The organism is Zafaria sp. Z1313 (assembly GCF_050563205.1).
Taxonomy (GTDB): Bacteria; Actinomycetota; Actinomycetes; order Actinomycetales; family Micrococcaceae; genus JAZDCJ01.
This window is the reverse complement of sequence record NZ_JBNWUK010000029.1, coordinates 1-18,236: the sequence shown is the minus strand read 5'-3', so window position 1 is coordinate 18,236 and position 18,236 is coordinate 1. Positions and strand designations below refer to the sequence as shown.

General features: G+C 69.1%; 10 protein-coding genes and 2 rRNA genes. 9 read left to right on the top strand and 3 right to left on the bottom strand.

Translation table 11 applies throughout. The annotated features are described in order from the left end of the window. Positions 1–232: 232 nt before the first annotated feature. The 4 genes from ACQ3I4_RS15860 to ACQ3I4_RS15845 all read left to right on the top strand — a co-directional run bounded on the left by ACQ3I4_RS15860 (position 233) and on the right by ACQ3I4_RS15845 (position 8,602). Positions 233–3,366 (top strand): 23S ribosomal RNA (locus ACQ3I4_RS15860). A gap of 158 nt (positions 3,367–3,524) precedes the next feature. After that, positions 3,525–3,641 (top strand): 5S ribosomal RNA (gene rrf / locus ACQ3I4_RS15855). 146 nt (positions 3,642–3,787) lie between these two features. Next, positions 3,788–6,265, top strand: coding sequence for a phosphoketolase family protein (locus ACQ3I4_RS15850; protein ID WP_430633893.1), 2,478 nt, complete (start codon positions 3,788–3,790; stop codon positions 6,263–6,265). 360 nt (positions 6,266–6,625) lie between these two features. After that, positions 6,626–8,602, top strand: coding sequence for a M13 family metallopeptidase (locus ACQ3I4_RS15845; protein WP_430633892.1), 1,977 nt, complete (start codon positions 6,626–6,628; stop codon positions 8,600–8,602). Between the two features lie 87 nt (positions 8,603–8,689). Here ACQ3I4_RS15845 and ACQ3I4_RS15840 read toward each other — a convergent pair whose 3' ends face one another. After that, complete coding sequence (locus tag ACQ3I4_RS15840; RefSeq protein WP_329862866.1) at positions 8,690–9,577, bottom strand: alpha/beta hydrolase; 888 nt, start codon at positions 9,575–9,577, stop codon at positions 8,690–8,692. Between the two features lie 7 nt (positions 9,578–9,584). Next, the gene (locus ACQ3I4_RS15835) at positions 9,585–10,706 is read right to left on the bottom strand and encodes an alpha/beta fold hydrolase (protein ID WP_430633891.1); all 1,122 of its coding nucleotides are present in this window, start codon (positions 10,704–10,706) and stop codon (positions 9,585–9,587) included. Positions 10,707–10,778: 72 nt separating this feature from the next. Here ACQ3I4_RS15835 and lysS point away from each other — a divergent pair, with 72 nt between their 5' ends. The 5 genes from lysS (at position 10,779) to ACQ3I4_RS15810 (ending at position 16,311) form a co-directional block, all read left to right on the top strand. Further along, the gene (lysS, locus tag ACQ3I4_RS15830) at positions 10,779–12,305 is read left to right on the top strand and encodes a lysine--tRNA ligase (RefSeq protein WP_329862870.1); all 1,527 of its coding nucleotides are present in this window, start codon (positions 10,779–10,781) and stop codon (positions 12,303–12,305) included. A 2-nt stretch (positions 12,306–12,307) separates the two neighbouring features. Continuing rightward, entirely contained in the window at positions 12,308–12,565 is a 258-nt protein-coding gene (locus ACQ3I4_RS15825) for a hypothetical protein (protein ID WP_329862872.1), read from the top strand. Between the two features lie 172 nt (positions 12,566–12,737). After that, positions 12,738–13,034, top strand: a complete 297-nt coding sequence (locus ACQ3I4_RS15820) for a histone-like nucleoid-structuring protein Lsr2 (RefSeq protein ID WP_329862873.1) — start codon at positions 12,738–12,740, stop codon at positions 13,032–13,034. Between the two features lie 88 nt (positions 13,035–13,122). Beyond that, on the top strand, positions 13,123–15,663 hold the full coding sequence (locus ACQ3I4_RS15815) for an ATP-dependent Clp protease ATP-binding subunit (RefSeq protein WP_329862874.1): 2,541 nt from the start codon (positions 13,123–13,125) through the stop codon (positions 15,661–15,663). Between the two features lie 129 nt (positions 15,664–15,792). Then, entirely contained in the window at positions 15,793–16,311 is a 519-nt protein-coding gene (locus ACQ3I4_RS15810; RefSeq protein ID WP_329862876.1) for an amino-acid N-acetyltransferase, read from the top strand. A 119-nt stretch (positions 16,312–16,430) separates the two neighbouring features. On the opposite strand, the gene ACQ3I4_RS15805 is transcribed toward ACQ3I4_RS15810, so the two are convergent. Beyond that, positions 16,431–18,170 carry a DUF222 domain-containing protein gene (locus tag ACQ3I4_RS15805; RefSeq protein WP_430632570.1) on the bottom strand — a complete coding sequence of 580 codons (1,740 nt, stop codon included), beginning with the start codon at positions 18,168–18,170 and terminating at the stop codon, positions 16,431–16,433. Positions 18,171–18,236 lie beyond the last annotated feature (66 nt).

Here is an 18,236-nt window from a genome sequence, read left to right as displayed (position 1 = left end):
TGCTGGTGTTGCGGGGGTGGGGGGTTGGTGGTGGGTGTGATGGGGGTTGTTGTTTGGGAACTGCATAGTGGACGCGAGCATCTTGTATGCCATCGCCTTCGGGGTTTGTCCCTGTGGGTGGTGGAGTGCAATAGCAATTTCTTTGATGATGGAAGACCCTGTCCGCCCCGGTGTGGGTGGGCGTGGTTTTCTCGATTGTTCGTAAGTAAGTGCTCTTGCTTGGCCTGTTTGTGGTCAAGTTTTCAAGGGCGCACGGTGGATGCCTTGGCATTGGGAGCCGAAGAAGGACGTGGGAATCTGCGATAAGCCTGGTGGAGTCGATAACCGGACGTTGAGGCCAGGATTTCCGAATGGGGAAACCCCGCACAGCGCGCGAGTGTCTGTGTGACCGGCAGCTGAACACATAGGCTGTCCGGGGGGAACGCGGGGAAGTGAAACATCTCAGTACCCGCAGGAAGAGAAAACAACAGTGATTCCGTGAGTAGTGGCGAGCGAAAGCGGATGGGGCTAAACCGGTCCATGTGTGATAGCCGGCGGGCGTTGCATGGCCGGGGTCGTGGGACCATCCATACCAGTTCTGCCGGGCTGGTGGGGCGAGGTGCGGGCGTATAGGCGAACCGGTTTGAAGGCCGGACCAGAGGGGGTGTGAGTCCCGTAGCCGTAATGCGTTCCGCCGTCCTGTGGTGGCATCCCAAGTAGTACGGGGCCCGAGAAATCCCGTGCGAATCCGCCAGGACCACCTGGTAAGCCTGAATACTACCCAATGACCGATAGCGGACAAGTACCGTGAGGGAAAGGTGAAAAGTACCCCGGGAGGGGAGTGAAACAGTACCTGAAACCGTGTGCCTACAATCCGTCGGAGCCTCCTTGTTGGGGTGACGGCGTGCCTTTTGAAGAATGAGCCTGCGAGTTAGTGCTGTGTCGCGAGGTTAACCCGTGTGGGGGAGCCGTAGCGAAAGCGAGTCTGAATAGGGCGATTCAGTGGCACGGTCTAGACCCGAAGCGGAGTGATCTACCCATGGCCAGGTTGAAGCGCGTGTAAGAGCGCGTGGAGGACCGAACCCACTTCAGTTGAAAATGGAGGGGATGAGCTGTGGGTAGGGGTGAAAGGCCAATCAAACTCCGTGATAGCTGGTTCTCCCCGAAATGCATTTAGGTGCAGCGTTGCGTGTTTCTTGCCGGAGGTAGAGCTACTGGATGGCCGATGGGCCCGACCAGGTTACTGACGTCAGCCAAACTCCGAATGCCGGTAAGTCAGAGCGCAGCAGTGAGACCGTGGGGGATAAGCTTCATGGTCGAGAGGGAAACAGCCCAGAACGCCGACTAAGGCCCCCAAGCGTGTGCTAAGTGGGAAAGGATGTGGAGTTGCCCAGACAACCAGGAGGTTGGCTTAGAAGCAGCCACCCTTGAAAGAGTGCGTAATAGCTCACTGGTCAAGTGATTCCGCGCCGACAATGTAGCGGGGCTCAAGCACACCGCCGAAGTCGCGTCATCCGGATACCAGGCAGGCCTTCGTGGTCCAGCCGTCCGGGTGGGTAGGGGAGCGTCGTGCCGGCAGTGAAGCCGCGGTGGAAACCAGTGGTGGAGCCGGCACGAGTGAGAATGCAGGCATGAGTAGCGAAAGACGGGTGGGAAACCCGTCCGCCGAATGATCAAGGGTTCCAGGGTCAAGCTAATCTGCCCTGGGTAAGTCGGGACCTAAGGCGAGGCCGACAGGCGTAGTCGATGGACAACGGGTTGATATTCCCGTACCGGTGAAGAACCGTCCCTACCGGACCGGCGATGCTAACCGCCCCAACCATCCACCGGGATCCCTTCGGGGCTCCCACCGGGTGGGCGGCGCGGGAACCGAGCCGGCGAGGTCAGCGTATTAACAGGTGTGACGCAGGAAGGTAGCCGGGCCAGGCAATGGAATCGACCTGGTCCAAGGGCGTAGGCCGGGGAATAGGCAAATCCGTTCCCCGTTACATGGCTCAGACCCGATAGGCGCCCACGTTGGTGGGTGATCCGGTGATCCTATGCTGCCAAGAAAAGCATCGGCGCGAGGTTCCAACCGCCCGTACCCCAAACCGACACAGGTGATCAGGTAGAGAATACCAAGGCGATCGAGAGAATCATGGTTAAGGAACTCGGCAAAATGCCCCCGTAACTTCGGGAGAAGGGGGGCCCCAACCCTGAGCACGCCACGCGTGTGTGAGGGGATCGGGGCCGCAGAGACCAGGGGGAAGCGACTGTTTACTAAAAACACAGGTCCGTGCGAAGTCGCAAGACGATGTATACGGACTGACTCCTGCCCGGTGCTGGAAGGTTAAGAGGACCGGTCAGCCGCAAGGCGAAGCCGGGAATTCAAGCCCCAGTAAACGGCGGTGGTAACTATAACCATCCTAAGGTAGCGAAATTCCTTGTCGGGTAAGTTCCGACCTGCACGAATGGAGTAACGACTTCCCCGCTGTCTCAACCATGAACTCGGCGAAATTGCACTACGAGTAAAGATGCTCGTTACGCGCAGCAGGACGGAAAGACCCCGAGACCTTTACTATAGTTTGGTATTGGTGTTCGGTGCGGCTTGTGTAGGATAGGTGGGAGACTGTGAAGCGGACACGCCAGTGGCCGTGGAGTCGTCGTTGAAATACCACTCTGGCCGTACCGGATTCCTAACTTCGGCCCATGATCTGGGTCAGGGACAGTGCCTGATGGGTAGTTTAACTGGGGCGGTTGCCTCCCAAAAAGTAACGGAGGCGCCCAAAGGTTCCCTCAGCCTGGTTGGCAATCAGGTGTCGAGTGTAAGTGCACAAGGGAGCTTGACTGTGAGAGCGACAGCTCGAGCAGGGACGAAAGTCGGGACTAGTGATCCGGCGGCACCTCGTGGAAGGGCCGTCGCTCAACGGATAAAAGGTACCTCGGGGATAACAGGCTGATCTTGCCCAAGAGTCCATATCGACGGCATGGTTTGGCACCTCGATGTCGGCTCGTCGCATCCTGGGGCTGGAGTAGGTCCCAAGGGTTGGGCTGTTCGCCCATTAAAGCGGTACGCGAGCTGGGTTTAGAACGTCGTGAGACAGTTCGGTCCCTATCCGCTGCGCGCGCAGGAAATTTGAGAAGGGCTGTCCTTAGTACGAGAGGACCGGGACGGACGAACCTCTGGTGTGTCAGTTGTACTGCCAAGTGCACCGCTGATTGGCTACGTTCGGATGGGATAACCGCTGAAAGCATCTAAGCGGGAAGCCCGCTTCAAGATGAGATTTCCATGCCACTAGATGGCGAGAGGCCCCCAGCCAGACCACTGGGTTGATAGGCGGGACGTGGAAGCGAGGACCAAAGACTCGTGAAGCCGACCCGTACTAATAGGCCGACAACTTACACCACAAACACCACACCACGTGTGTGGCAAGCATGCTGCGTCCACTATGCGGTACCGAAACAACAACCAGTTTCGCTACAATCAAATAGAACCACTGTCACGGAAACAACCACGTGACCCACAAGATTTCCCACCCCCACCACGGGGGTCGCGGAGCAAGGGTTACGGCGGTCATAGCGTGGGGGAAACGCCCGGTCCCATACCGAACCCGGAAGCTAAGACCCACAGCGCCGATGGTACTGCACTCGGGAGGGTGTGGGAGAGTAGGACACCGCCGGACACACATTCAGGCCAGGGCCCCAACCACACGGTGGGGGCCCTGACCCATTTAACCCACGATTTACCGCTTTCCCCTCACATCCGCCACGTCATCCTTGTAGCGTGGGCAGCGCGGCACCCTGGTGCCGCCGAAGCGAGGAGGATCCCATGGACCAGTCCGAGGTCGAGGCGCTCGAGTCCTGGTGGCGGGCCGCCAACTACCTGTCCGTCGGCCAGATCTACCTGCGCTCCAACCCGTTGCTGCGGCGGCGCCTCGAACCCGGCGACGTCAAGAAGCGACTTCTCGGCCACTGGGGAACGACGCCCGGACTGAACTTCGTCTACGCGCACCTGAACCGCGCGATCGTGGCCCGCGGGCAGCAGATGCTCTTCGTGACCGGGCCGGGGCACGGCGGGCCGGCGAACGTCGCCAACGCCTACCTCGAGGGCACCTACACCGAGGTCTACCCGGAGATCACCCGGGACGAGGACGGGCTGGCCCGCCTCTTCCAGCAGTTCTCCTTTCCGGGCGGGGTCCCGAGTCACGCCGCCCCCGAGATGCCCGGCTCCATCAGCGAGGGCGGGGAACTCGGCTACTCCCTCTCCCACGCCTACGGCGCGGCCTTCGACAATCCGGACCTCGTCGTCGCCTGCGTCGTCGGGGACGGCGAGGCCGAGACGGGGCCCCTGTCGGGGGCGTGGCAGTCCACGGCGTTCGTCGACCCCGTCCACGACGGCGCCGTCCTGCCGATCCTGCACCTCAACGGCTACAAGATCGCCAATCCCACGGTGCTGGCCCGCATGCCCGAGGCCCGGCTGCGCAAGTACTTCGAGGGCCACGGCTACGCGCCCCGCATCGTCGACGTCGGGGACGGTTACGACCACGAGGCGGCACACCGGTCCTTCGCCGCCGCACTCGACGAGTGCCTTGATGCGATCGCCGGCATCCAGCAGGCGGCCCGTGGCCGGGGCGTGGCTGGTGGGCCGGCGGACGAAGTGGGGAGGCCGGCGGGTGCGGACGGTGGGCGGGGGAACGGAGACGCGGGGCCGGCGGACGAAGGCGCCGGGCTAACTGCGGGCGCCGGGTTGACCGCGGGCGCCGGCGCGGAGGGCGTTCCGGCGTGGCCGATGATCGTGTTGCGCTCGCCCAAGGGCTGGACGGGCCCGCGCGTCGTGGACGGCCTCCCGGTCGAGGGGACCTGGCGCGCACACCAAGTGCCCCTGGCCGGGATCCACGACGACCCCGCCCACCTGGCCCAGCTCGAGGACTGGCTGCTGTCCTACCGCCCCGGCGAACTGTTCGACGACGACGGCGCGCTCCGCCCCGCCGTCGTCCGCCTGGCCCCGGAAGGCGCGCACAGGATGAGTGCAACCGACCACGCCAACGGCGGCAGGCTGCTGGAGGAGCTCGAACTGCCCGACGCCGCCGCCCACACCGTCGAGGTGGCGGAGCCCGGGACCACGCGACTCAGTGCCATGGTCAACCTCGGCGGCTGGATGCGGGAGGTCGTGCGGCTCAACCCCCGGACCTTCCGCCTCTTCGGCCCGGACGAGACCGCCTCCAACCGGCTCGCCGCGGTCTACGAGACCACCGACAAGGTCTGGCAGCAGCGCATCCTCGAGACCGACGAACACCTCGCGCGTTCCGGCCGCGTGATGGAGGTGCTCAGCGAACACCTCTGCCAGGGCTGGCTCGAGGGCTACCTGCTCAGCGGGCGGCACGGGGTGCTGAACAGCTACGAGGCGTTCGTGCACATCGTCGACTCGATGTTCAACCAGCACGCCAAGTGGCTCAAGGTGCACCGCGGGCTCGACTGGCGGGCCCCCGTGGCGAGCCTGAACTACCTCCTGTCCTCGCACGTCTGGCAGCAGGACCACAACGGCTTCTCCCACCAGGACCCCGGCTTCATCGACCACGTCGTGAACAAGAAGGCCGACGTCGTGCGGGTCTACCTGCCCGTCGACGCGAACACGCTCGTGCACACCATGGACCACGTCATGCGCACGCGGGACTACGTCAACGTCGTCGTCGCGGGGAAGGCGCCGGCCCTGCAGTGGCTCGGCCCCGAGGAGGCCAGGGTCCATTGCGCTGCCGGGATCGGGACGTGGGACTTCGCGGGCTCGGGCCACGGGGGCGAGCCCGACGTCGTGCTGGGGTGCGCCGGCGACGTCCCGACCGCGGAGGCCGTCGCCGCGGCGAAGCTGCTTCGGACCGATCTGCCCGGCCTGGCGGTCCGCGTCGTCAACGTCGTGGACCTCATGCGCCTCCAGGACCACCGGGGTCACCCCCACGGGCTCGAACCGGAGGCCTTCGACGCCTACTTCACCGTGGACAAGCCGGTGGTCTTCGCCTACCACGGCTATCCGTGGCTCATCCACCGGCTCGTCTACCGCCAGCGCAACCACGCCAACTTCCACGTCCGCGGCTACATCGAGGAGGGCACCACCACGACGCCGTTCGACATGGCGATGCTCAACGGGATCGACCGCTTCCACCTGGCCCTCGACGTGCTCGAACGCGTTCCAGGGCTCGCGGCGGAACACCCGGAGCTGCGGGAGAAGTACGAGGGGATGCGCGCGGACGCACGGGCCCACACGCGCGAGCACGGAGAGGACCCGGAGGAGATCACGGGCTGGACGCTCTGATGCGGCGCGGCCCCGGGGTCAGGCCTGGGTGTGCGGCGCCTGCGAAAGCGGGGACGACGCCGGGGCCCGGGCGCGGAGCGCGGCCACGGAACGGGTGAGCGAGGTCGGGGCGCCGGCGCGCGCCCCCGCCCGCGAGGCCGCCTTCCCCCCGGGGGCGACGGGTTTCGCGGTCAGGTGAACCGCTGTGCCCGGCGGGCGCTGGCGGCGGCCACGGCAGTACAGTGATGACCAACACAGCCGGGCGCCGCCCGGGCGGACGGGCTCGATCCCGCCGCCCCGCAGAGGCCCCGGACCGCTCCGCGCACCCACGCGGCAACCACAGGCCGCGGCGCAGCGACGCCGCAGAGAAGACGGGACGCCATGACCGCTGAACCGACCACCCGCGTGGACCACCGGGACCACGCCGTCCGCCCCCAGGACGACCTCTACCGCCACGTCAACGGCTCGTGGCTGGCCACCGCAGAGATCCCGGGGGACCAGGGCAGCTACGGCTCCTTTATGCAGCTCCGCGACGAGTCGGAGGCCGCGGTCCGCGAGATCATCGAGGACGCCCAGGCCGATCCGGCCGGCCCCGACGGTGCCGTGGACCCGCGCAAGGAACGCATCGGTGCGCTCTACGCGAGCTTCATGGACGAGGACGCGATCGAGGCCCGCGGCATGGACCCCATCCGCGAGGACCTCGCCGCGGTGTACGCGGTCGGCGGGATCGACGAGCTCGTGCGCCTCACGGGCGCCCTGCAGCGCCGCGGCGTCTCCGGCTTCTACAGCGCGGGCGCCAACTCCGACGCGGGCCAGCCGGACAGGAACCTGCTGACCCTGCTGCAGTCGGGGCTCGGCCTGCCGGACGAGTCGTACTACCGGGAGGAGCAGTTCGCGGAGCTCCTCGGCGAGTACCGGACCCATCTGGGCCGCCTGCTGGGCCTCGCCGAGGTGCCGGACGCCGAGGAGGCGGCGGCCGCCGTCGTCCGCCTCGAGACCGCGCTCGCCGCGCACCACTGGGACCGCGTGAAGTGCCGCGACGCCCAGGCCCGCTACAACCTGCTCACGGACCGGCAGCTGTTCGCCCTGCATCCGTCCCTGGAACTCTGGTTCGAGGGGGCGGGGATCGAGCCGCGCTACTTCGCCGAGGTGGACGTCTGGCAGCCGAGCTACCTCGAGGGGCTCGAGCAGGTCCTCGCGGAGCAGCCGCTGGAGGCGTGGCGCCACTGGCTCGCCGTGCAGCTCGTGCGCAGCAACGCCCCGTACCTGTCCAGGGCGTTCGTGCTGGAGAACTTCTCCTTCTATTCCGCCAAGCTCGCCGGGACGAAGGAGCTCAAGGAGCGCTGGAAGCGCGGCGTCGCGTTCACGGAGGGCGCCGTCGGCGAGGACATCGGCCAGCTCTACGTCGAGCGGCACTTCCCGGCCGAGGCGAAGGAGCGGATGGAGGCGCTCGTCGCCAACCTGACGGAGGCCTACCGGCAGTCGATCTCGGATCTGCCCTGGATGGGGGCCGAGACGCGCGGCAAGGCGCTCGAGAAGCTGGGCATGTTCCGGCCGAAGATCGGCTACCCGGTGAAGTGGATCGACTACTCGGCGATCCAGGCGGACCCGGCCGACCTCATCGCGAACGTCGCCTCCGCCAACGCCTTCGAGTTTGCCCGCGAGCTGCAGAAGATCGACGACGGCGTGGACAAGGAGCTGTGGTTCATGTACCCGCAGACCGTCAACGCCTACTACCATCCGCTGCTGAACGAGATCGGCTTCCCGGCCGCGATCCTGCGCCCGCCGTTCTTCGACGTGCACCGCGACGCCGCGTCGAACTACGGTGCGATCGGCGCGGTGATCGGGCACGAGATCGGGCACGGCTTCGACGACCAGGGTTCGCAGTTCGACGGCACGGGCGAGCTGCGCAACTGGTGGACGGACGAGGACCGCGGCGCGTTCGAGGCGCTCACGGGGCGGCTCGTCGAGCAGTACGAGGCCCTCGTCCCACCGGAGGCGCCGGAGCACCACGTCAACGGCAAGCTGACCCTGGGCGAGAACATCGGCGACCTGGGCGGGCTCGGGATCGCGTACAAGGCCTACCGCCTGGACCTGGCCGCGCGCGGGCTGGGGGAGGACGAGGTCGTCGACGGCCTGAGTGGCGATCAGCGCTTCTTCTACTCGTGGGCCGAGTGCTGGCGCACGCTCACGCGACCGGAGACCATGGTCACGCGCATCACCACGGACCCGCATTCGCCGGGCGAGTTCCGCTGCAACCAGGTGCCGCGGAACATGGACGCGTTCCACGAGGCGTTCGGCACGCGCCCGGGCGACGGCATGTGGCTCGAGCCCGGGGAGCGCGTCGTCATCTGGTAGCCCAGGGTCCTCTTGGGGCAAGGGCAAGGGCAAGGACGACGCCGGGGCCGCACCCGGGTGCCCGGGCGCGGGTCGCGCCGCCTCCGGCTAGGACTCCTCGAAGTAGCCGGCGATGTCGTCGATGAGCTCGCCGACCGCGGCGGGGACGGAGGCATGGATGCCCTTCGGGGACTCCTCGTAGCCGGAGCCGCCGACGGTGCGGTGCAGCTTCTGGGCGGTCGCCCGGAAGTAGGCGGGGCTCTTCGCGCCGGCCATAAAGCGGGTTCCTGAGGGCAGCCGGGCGAAGCGAGCGGCGTGCTCGGCCTCCTCGAGCGCGGCCGTGAGCTCGCCGACGCCCGTGGGCAGCAGCTCGCGCGCCATGCGCCCCAGGGGGGTGCGGGCCGTGCCCGCCAGGAGCGCGGCGAGGATGGGTTCGGGCACACGCGAGAGCGTCGGCGACGTCGCCATGCCGCGCTGCATCCGGGCCAGGGCGCGTCCGGGCCTCCCCGCCTTCACGGCCTCGCGGAAGCCCTCGATCCAGCCCGAGTCAACGCTTCCGTCGATGTTGATCGCCGGGTCGTAGACGGCGAGCCGGTCCGGCACGAGCGCGGGTTCGGCGAAGCGCGCGTCGGCGGAGTCGTGGCCCTGGAAGGCCTGCACGGCGTTGAGCACCACGGCCCCGCCGAGGGAATGGCCGAAGAGGTTCCGGGCGCCGGTGGTGCGCAGCATGAGCGCGACGTCGGCGATCTCGGTGTCCATCGAGTAGTCGGCCGGCTGCCCCGTGGAGCTGCCCCGTCCCCGCCGGTCGTAGACGTCGACGGCCCATTCGGGGCCGAGCCGCTTGCTCAGGGCGAGGGCGAACGGGCGGTAGATCAGGGCCGTGATGAAGGCGCCGCCGACCACGAGGATGCGGCGCTCGCCGGGAGCGCTGGGGTTGCCGTAGCTGTACAGGGCCAGGCGGCCGCCGTCGTGCGTGGGGACGATCCGTTCTTTCATGGTCTCCCTATCTTCCTTCATGGAAGCGCGCGATCCGGCGCAGGAGTAGCCCGGAGGCGCGGATCGGCCCGTCGTGAAGGTGACCGCGCACGGTTTCCGCGGTCGCGCCGGGCGCGCAGGCGGCGATGAGCCGGGCGGACCGGGCGAAGTAGGCGGGGCTGTACTGGCCGGTCAGCAGCAGCGCGCCGGGCGGCAGCCGACGCAGGGACTCGTGGGGGACGGGCGCGTCGAGGACGGCGCGCATCTCGCGGACCGCAGTGGGCAGCAGGGAGCGCATCTCGCCGCCGAGCCGCGTCTTGGCCGAGAGCAGGCTCATCACGCGCAGGGAGCCGAGCGGCAGGCGCGAGACGGGGCCGGCCGTGCCGAGCCCCTTGACGAGCAGGGCCCAGGCCTCGTCGAGGCGACCGGCATCGGTGGCCTCTTCCAGCTCCGGGCGCCAGAGCCGGGCGAGCGATCCGTCGAGGTCCAGGGCCGCGTCAAAGGTCGCCAAGCGGTCGATTAGCTCCGGGGTCCGCAGCCCCGCGGCGAGCGCCACGGCCCCGCCGTAGCTGTGCCCGAACACGGTACGGGCGCCCGTCGCGCGCAGGACGCGGGCCAGGTCCGCGGCCTCGGTCGCGAGCCCGTAGCCCGGACCCTGCGGGGCGGAGCCGCCACGGCCGCGCCGGTGGTAGCTGTGCACGGGAGCGCCGATCCGTGCGGCGAGACGCCGGCAGAAGAGCGCGTAGACGGCGTCCGTTGCGAGGGTGCCGTGGACCAGGACGACGCCGGGGCCCGGCTCCCCGGCCGAGCCCGCTTCCCGTAAGGCGTGGGGCCCCTGTGCGCTACCCGGCTCCCAGGCCCAGTCGGGCTCCCGTGCCGCGGGGAGCCCCCGTGCGGCAGCCGGCTCCGGCACTGAGCCCGGCTCCCGTGCCGCGGGGAGCCCCCGTGCGGCAGCCGTCCCCCGCGGGAGGTGGGTGTGCACCTCGAGGAGGGCTCCGGCGTCGTACTCCGGGTCCGGGAGGCGCCCCGGAGCTGTGGGCACCGGCTCTTCCCGGGTTCCCGGACCGCCCCCTGGACCGGCGGGCGCCGGCTCCGCGCCGGCCGCTGCGGGAACCCACCAGGTGGTGCGGAGGATGCGCGAGCGGGCCATGCGGGCAGGCTACCCGATGCCCCGTCCCCGCCCGGGACCCCGCGGGACGGCGAGCACGTAGAATTGGTGACCGTGACTGCCGAAAACACCGCCCCCGCCCAGGCCGCGCCCGCCACCGACACCAACGACCAGCGCCAGGTGCGCCTGGACAAGCGCGCCGCCCTGCTGGAGTCGGGCCGCGAGGCCTACCCCGTCGGGGTCGAGCGCACCCACGCCCTGCTCGAGATCCGCGACGCCTACGGCCACCTCGAGGCCGGACAGGAGACCGAGGACGTCGTCGGCGTCGCCGGGCGCGTCGTCTTCGCCCGCAACACTGGCAAGCTCTGCTTCGCGACCCTCCAGGAGTCGGGTCCCCGCGGCGAGGCCGTCCGCCTGCAGGCCATGCTGTCGCTGGCCAACGTCGGCGAGGACGCGCTCGCCGACTGGAAGCACCTCGTGGACCTCGGCGACCACGTGTTCGTCAAGGGCAGCGTCATCTGCTCCCGCCGCGGCGAGCTGTCCATCATGGTCACCGAGTGGCAGATGGCGTCCAAGGCCGTGCGCCCCATGCCCGTGCTGCATGCCGAGCTGAACGAGGAGACGCGCGTGCGCCAGCGCTACGCCGACCTCATGGTCCGTGACGAGGCCCGCGAGATGATCTACACGCGCGACGCCGTGACCCGCGCCGTCCGCGACACCCTCTACGGCCACGGCTACGTCGAGGTCGAGACCCCGATGCTGCAGCTCGTGCACGGCGGCGCCACGGCCCGCCCGTTCCACACCCACCTGAACGCGTTCGACCAGCCGATGACGCTGCGCATCGCCACGGAGCTCTACCTCAAGCGCACCGTGGTCGGCGGCATCCCGCGCGTCTTCGAGGTCGGGCGGCTCTTCCGGAACGAGGGCGTCGACTCCACGCACTCCCCGGAGTTCACGACCCTCGAGTGCTACGAGGTCTACGCGGACCAGTTCGTCATGGCCGAGCGGATCAAGGAGATCATCCTCGCCGCGGCCGACGCCGTGGGTGCCGGCCGCCGGATCGAGACCGCGAAGGGGACGATCGACCTCGACGGCGAGTGGCGTTGGCTCGGCGTCTACCCGGGGCTGTCCGAGGCCGTCGGCCGCGAGATCACCCCCGAGACGGGTGCGGCGGAGCTGCGCGCCGTCGCCGAGGAGCACGGCGTGAAGGTCGACCCGAAGTGGGACGCCCAGAAGCTCGTCGTGGAGCTGTTCGGCGAGATCGTGGAGCCGACCCTGCTGAACCCGACGTTCGTCTACGACTACCCGCCGGCCGCGCAGCCCCTGGCCCGGCCGCACCGTTCCAAGCCCGGACTCATCGAGGCGTGGGACCTGATCATCGGCGGCATGGAGCGCGGCACCGCGTTCTCCGAGCTCATCGACCCCGTCATCCAGCGGGAGCGGCTCGTGGAGCAGTCCCGGCTCGCCGCCGGCGGCGACGACGAGGCGATGCAGCTCGACGAGGACTTCCTCCGCGCGCTCGAGTACGGCGCACCGCCGATGGGCGGGATCGGCCTGGGGATCGACCGCCTCGTGATGCTCTTCACCGACGTGGGCATCCGCGAGACCATCCTGTTCCCGCTGCTCAAGCCGGAGGCCTAGCCGTGGAGTACGTCCAGGTCCTGCTGCCCACGATCGTCGTCGCCCTCATCTTCTGGTTCGTCGTGCGATCGCTCTTCCGCGTCGACCGCAACGAACGCCTCGCCGAGGCGGAGGCGGACGCGCGCGCGGGCGGCGGCACCGGCGTCGTACCGGGTTCCTCGACCGGCGCCGCGGCGAGCGACGAGGATGCCGAAGACGCGCGTCCCTCCGACGCCGCGGGGCCCCGGGACGCGGACGACGCCGGTTCCGCCCGGCCGTAGGCCAGGCACCCGGGACGCGGACGACGCCGGATCCGAAGCGCCGTGGGCCGGGCACCCGGGCACGGGGCCGGGATCCGCGAGGCGACCGTCCCGCCCCCCGCGGGCTACCCGGCGGTAGCGGCGCGGCGCGGCGGCGCTGGATGCCGCCCCCGGCCGTGCATAGACTTGCGGCGTGGCACGCAAAGTGGAAATCACCCTGGTCGACGACCTCGACGGAACCCCCGCCGTCGAGACCGTGCAGTTCGGCCTCGACGGGAGCCACTACGAGATCGACCTGGGCCCCGAGAACGCGGCGCGGCTGCGCGGCTTCCTGGCCGGCTTCATCGAGGCCGGGCGCCGCTCCAACGCCTACTCGGCCGCCGAGGCACCGGCCATCCGGGCGTGGGCCGCGGAGCACGGCTACCCGGTGAGCGAACGCGGACGCCTGAACTCGGAGGTCATCGGGGCCTACCGCGACGCCCACTCCTGAGCTCCTTTATCCCTACGGCGAACACGCACCCCAAGGCCGGGATTCGTGCGTAGCATCGTCAGTACGCGTTAGCTAGGAGTGTGCCGCCATGTTTGAGAGATTTACCGACCGTGCCCGTCGCGTTGTCGTGCTCGCCCAGGAAGAGGCGCGCATGCTCAACCACAACTACATCGGTACCGAGCACATCCTGCTGGGGCTGATCCACGAGGGCGAGGGGGTCGCCGCCAAGGCGCTCGAATCCCTGAACATCTCCCTCGGGGCCGTGCGCGAGCAGGTCCAGGAGATCATCGGCCAGGGACAGCAGGCGCCGTCGGGGCACATCCCGTTCACCCCGCGGGCCAAGAAGGTCCTGGAGCTCTCGCTCCGCGAGGCCCTGCAGCTCGGCCACAACTACATCGGCACCGAGCACATCCTGCTCGGCCTGATCCGCGAGGGCGAGGGCGTCGCCGCCCAGGTGCTCGTCAAGCTGGGGGCGGACCTGAACCGCGTGCGCCAGCAGGTCATCCAGCTGCTCTCGGGCTACCAGGGCGGCAAGGAGACGGCCGGCGCCGGCGTCGGACAGGGACAGCAGGAGGGCGCCCCGGCTGGCTCCGTCGTCCTGGACCAGTTCGGCCGCAACCTCACAGCCGCGGCCCGCGAGGGCAAGCTCGATCCGGTCATCGGCCGCGAGTTCGAGATGGAGCGGGTCATGCAGGTCCTCTCCCGCCGCACCAAGAACAACCCCGTCCTGATCGGCGAGCCCGGCGTCGGCAAGACGGCCGTCGTCGAGGGCCTCGCCCAGTCGATCGTGCGCGGAGACGTGCCAGAGACCATCAAGGACAAGCAGCTCTACACGCTCGACCTCGGCTCCCTCGTGGCCGGCTCCCGCTACCGCGGCGACTTCGAGGAACGGCTGAAGAAGGTCCTCAAGGAGATCCGCACGCGCGGGGACATCATCCTCTTCATCGACGAGATCCACACGCTCGTCGGAGCCGGCGCGGCCGAGGGCGCGATCGACGCGGCCTCCATCCTCAAGCCGATGCTGGCCCGCGGCGAGCTCCAGACCATCGGTGCGACGACGCTGGACGAGTACCGCAAGCACATCGAGAAGGACGCCGCGCTCGAGCGCCGCTTCCAGCCGATCCAGGTCAAGGAGCCCTCCGTCGAGCACGCCACGGAGATCCTCCGCGGCCTGCGCGACCGCTACGAGGCCCACCACCGCGTCTCCATCACGGACGGCGCGCTGGCGGCCGCCGCGCAGCTGGCGCACCGGTACGTCTCCGACCGCTTCCTTCCGGACAAGGCGATCGACCTGATCGACGAGGCCGGCGCGCGCCTGCGCATCCGCCGCATGACCGCGCCCCCGGCCCTGAAGCAGATGGACGAGGAGATCTCGGTGGTGCGCCGCGAGAAGGAGGCCGCCATCGATTCGCAGGACTTCGAGGGCGCCGCGTCCCTGCGGGACAAGGAGCAGAAGCTTCAGGAGGCCCGCGCCGAGAAGGAGCGCGCCTGGAAGAACGGCGACATGGACGAGATCGCCGAGGTCGACGAGGAGCTCATCGCGGAGGTGCTCGCGAACTCCACGGGCATCCCGGTGATCAAGCTGACCGAGGAGGAGTCCAGCCGGCTGCTCAACATGGAGGACGAGCTCCACAAGCGCGTCATCGGCCAGGACCAGGCGATCAAGTCGATCTCGCAGGCCATCCGCCGGACCCGCGCCGGGCTCAAGGATCCCAACCGCCCGGGCGGATCGTTCATCTTCGCCGGCCCCACGGGCGTCGGCAAGACCGAGCTGGCCAAGGCCCTCGCCGAGTTCCTCTTCGGCGAGGAGGACGCGCTCATCACGCTCGACATGTCCGAGTACTCGGAGAAGCACACCGTCTCCCGCCTGTTCGGCGCCCCTCCCGGGTACGTCGGCTACGAGGAGGGGGGCCAGCTCACCGAGAAGGTCCGCCGCCGTCCGTTCTCCGTGGTCCTGTTCGACGAGGTGGAGAAGGCCCACGCCGACCTCTTCAACTCGCTCCTGCAGATCCTCGAGGACGGCCGACTGACGGACTCGCAGGGCCGCGTCGTGGACTTCAAGAACACGGTGATCATCATGACCACCAACCTGGGTACCCGCGACATCTCGAAGGGCGTCATGACCGGCTTCCAGTCGGCCACGGACACCAAGACGGGCTATGACCGGATGCAGGCCAAGGTCCAGGAGGAGCTGCGCCAGCACTTCCGGCCCGAGTTCCTGAACCGCGTCGACGACGTCGTGGTCTTCCCGCAGCTGACCCAGGAGGAGATCGTCAAGATCGTCGACCTGTTCGTCGCGCGGCTGGAGAAGCGCATGGTGGACAAGGGGATGCACGTCAAGCTCTCGCCGGCGGCGAAGGTCCTGCTGGCCGAGCGCGGCTACGATCCGGCGATGGGCGCCCGTCCGCTGCGCCGGACGATCCAGCGCGAGATCGAGGACCAGCTCTCGGAGAAGATCCTCTTCGGCGAGGTCGTCACGGGGCAGACCGTGGTGGTGGACGTGGAAGGCGAGGGCGATGCCCGCAAGTTCACGTTCATCGGCCAGGACACTCCGGGCGAGCTCGAGGGTGAGCCGATCCCGGCCGCCATCGAGGCCCCCGCCGCGGACGGCTCGCGAGCCGTCGGCTAGTCCGCAGGGGCGCCGCGCCTCGTCCGGCGCTCCCCGCAGCGGGCGCTGCACTCCGTGAAGCCCGCCCGGCCGTCACATGGCCGGGCGGGCTTCGTCGTGCCCGGTGGGCGCGTGCCTATGATGGGGCGCATGGCTTCCTACACGATCCGCCGGGCCCGTACGCCCGACGTGCCCGGCATCCGCACGCTCGTCAAGCCGCTGGCGGACTCGCGCGTGCTGCTGGAGAAGGAGGCCGTGGCCTACTACGAGGGCCTGCAGGAGTTCATCGTCGCGGAGGCGGAGGACGGCACGGTGATCGGCTGCGGCGCCCTGCACGTGATGTGGGAGGACATCGCCGAAGTGCGCACCCTGGCGACCTCGGACGAGTGGCGCGGCCACGGGGTCGGCCGGGCGCTTCTGGCCCAGCTCATGGAGAACGCCCGGCAGATCGGCGTGTCCCGCGTCTTCTGCCTGACGTTCGAGGTCGGGTTCTTCGAACGCAACGGCTTCACCGTCATGGCCGACCAGTCCGCCGTTGATCCGGCCGTCTACTCCGAGCTCCTGCGCTCCACCGACGAGGGCGTGGCGGAGTTCCTGGACCTGGCCCGGGTCAAGCCGAACACCCTGGGCAACACCCGCATGATCGCCCGCTTGGACGCCGCGGTCTGACGGCGCTGGGCCACCGGTCCGCCGCCTTGGGGGTCGCGGGACTGTGGGGGCCTCGGGCCCGTGGCCTTGGGCCCGCCGCCTTGGGGGACTCTGAACCGTGGGGATCGTCGGGTTGTGGTTTAGGTGGGGGTGGCTTGGGGGTGGAAGTAGGTGTTGCGTTGTGGTCTTCGGGCGGGGTCGATGTGGGGTGGTGGGATCCAGTAGGGGGCGTTGTTGATCATGGTGATCTGCCAGCCGCCGTCGTGGACGAGGTGGTGGTGGAAGGGGCAGCAGAGGGCGCCGTTGTCGATGTCGGTGGTGCCGCCGCGTGACCACCAGGTGATGTGGTGGGCTTCGGTGCCGCTGGCGGGGGTGGTGCAGCCGGGGGCGGTGCAGCCGCGGTCGCGGGCGTAGAGGATCTTGCGTTGTTCCTCGGTGAAGAGCCGTTCGGAGCGTCCGGCGTCCAGGACCTGTCCGGCGGATCCGAGCACGACGGGGATCAGCTCGGCTTCGCAGGCGAGGCGGCGGATCTGGGCGGGGCTGACGAGTCCGGCGTGCACGGCTTCGGAGCGTTGGGTGCCCATCGTGGCGAGCTCGCCCAGCAGGGTCTGGTAGTCGATGGTGACCATGACCTGGGGCCGGTTCCCGCCGTTGCGGGGCAGCTTGTTCGTGGACAGGGCGATCCCGACCGCGTTGACGAGTCCCTCGAGTTGGTGCTGGGCCCGCGTCCTGCCATCCGCGGGCGCCTCGGCCGGCTCCCCCTCCACGTCGGCCGCCGCGGTGGGGGCGGGATCGCTGGCGGCGTCTGCGGTGTCACTGGTCTCGGTGCTGTGGGCCTTGGTGTCTCCGGCCCCGTCGGCGTCGTGGGGCGCGGTGCGGGGGCCGGTGCGGGGGTTGGCGGCCGGGGCGCAGACGCTGAAGAGCTGTTCGGCCTGGGCGTCGTCGGTGACGAGTTTGAACACGTGCAGGTTCTGGGACCGGCCCTGGTAGAACAGGCCCTGGAGCGCGCGCTTGGTTTCCTCGCTGGGTTCGCGGCCGTCGGGGTCCAGGAACAGGGTCCAGGTGTCGGCGACCTGGTGCATCGTCGCGGGCCCGTCCTGCAGCACGGTCTGAACGAGGCTGTCTTCCATCGCGGCCAGTTCCGCGGTCCCGCCTCCGGGGCGGGTCCTGGCCGTGGGCGCCGCCTTCTCGACGCGGCGGGTCAGTTGCAGGGCGGCCGGGACCGAGAGCCGGCCCGCGTGCACGGCGGCCGCGGCGGCCTCGTAGCGGGCCGGGAGCGGTTCGCCGGTCAGGGAGGTGCGCGGAAGCAGTTTCCGGGCCGCTTCGAGCCGGGCCCGGGCCTCGGAGCGTGGGATGTGCAGTTCCTTGGCCAGGTAGTCGGAGGTGTCCCGGTACTCGGCCCGCCCGCCGGGTCCCGGGGCGGCACCGAGGAGGGTGATCTGCTCGTCCTCGGCCGCGCGGGCGGCGATGACCTGGGCGCGTTGGACCTCCACGGAGAGCTTCTCGAGTCCGCGCAGCAGGCCCGCGAGCGCGTGCCGGCCCGGTGGTTGGGCCTGGATGGTGTCCGACCAGCCGCGCAAGGCCTCCCGCAGCCCGGCCAACGCCACGGCCCCGCTGCCGGCCCCATCGCCGGCTCCATCCCCGGACCCGTCCGGCAAGGGCGCGGGACCCGTTCCGGGGACGGCCCATCCGTCGTCAGGGACAATGGCCCCGCTGTCAGCGGGCATGCCGTCGCCGGTTCCCGGGCTGCCGCCTGGAGCGGGCCCGGCGGCCGCAGCGGCCGCGGCAACACCGCCCTCCGGGAAGGGCGCGGGATCCGCTCCGGGGACGGCCCACGCGCCCTCCCGGAACGGATCCGCCGGCAGCTCGTTGATGGTCATGAATCCATCATCATCGAAACTTTCTTCGAATGAGCAAGAGTTTCCGGCAACCGTGGACAACACCCC

Bases quoted from the DNA above. Each gene is read 5' to 3' on its own strand.
- ACQ3I4_RS15845 (WP_430633892.1), top strand. From the start codon at position 6,626: ATGACCGCTGAACCGACCACCCGCGTGGACCACCGGGACCACGCCGTC.
- ACQ3I4_RS15850 (WP_430633893.1), top strand. From the start codon at position 3,788: ATGGACCAGTCCGAGGTCGAGGCGCTCGAGTCCTGGTGGCGGGCCGCC.
- ACQ3I4_RS15805 (WP_430632570.1), bottom strand. From the start codon at position 18,170: ATGACCATCAACGAGCTGCCGGCGGATCCGTTCCGGGAGGGCGCGTGG.
- ACQ3I4_RS15835 (WP_430633891.1), bottom strand. From the start codon at position 10,706: ATGGCCCGCTCGCGCATCCTCCGCACCACCTGGTGGGTTCCCGCAGCG.
- ACQ3I4_RS15840 (WP_329862866.1), bottom strand. From the start codon at position 9,577: ATGAAAGAACGGATCGTCCCCACGCACGACGGCGGCCGCCTGGCCCTG.
- ACQ3I4_RS15810 (WP_329862876.1), top strand. From the start codon at position 15,793: ATGGCTTCCTACACGATCCGCCGGGCCCGTACGCCCGACGTGCCCGGC.
- ACQ3I4_RS15815 (WP_329862874.1), top strand. From the start codon at position 13,123: ATGTTTGAGAGATTTACCGACCGTGCCCGTCGCGTTGTCGTGCTCGCC.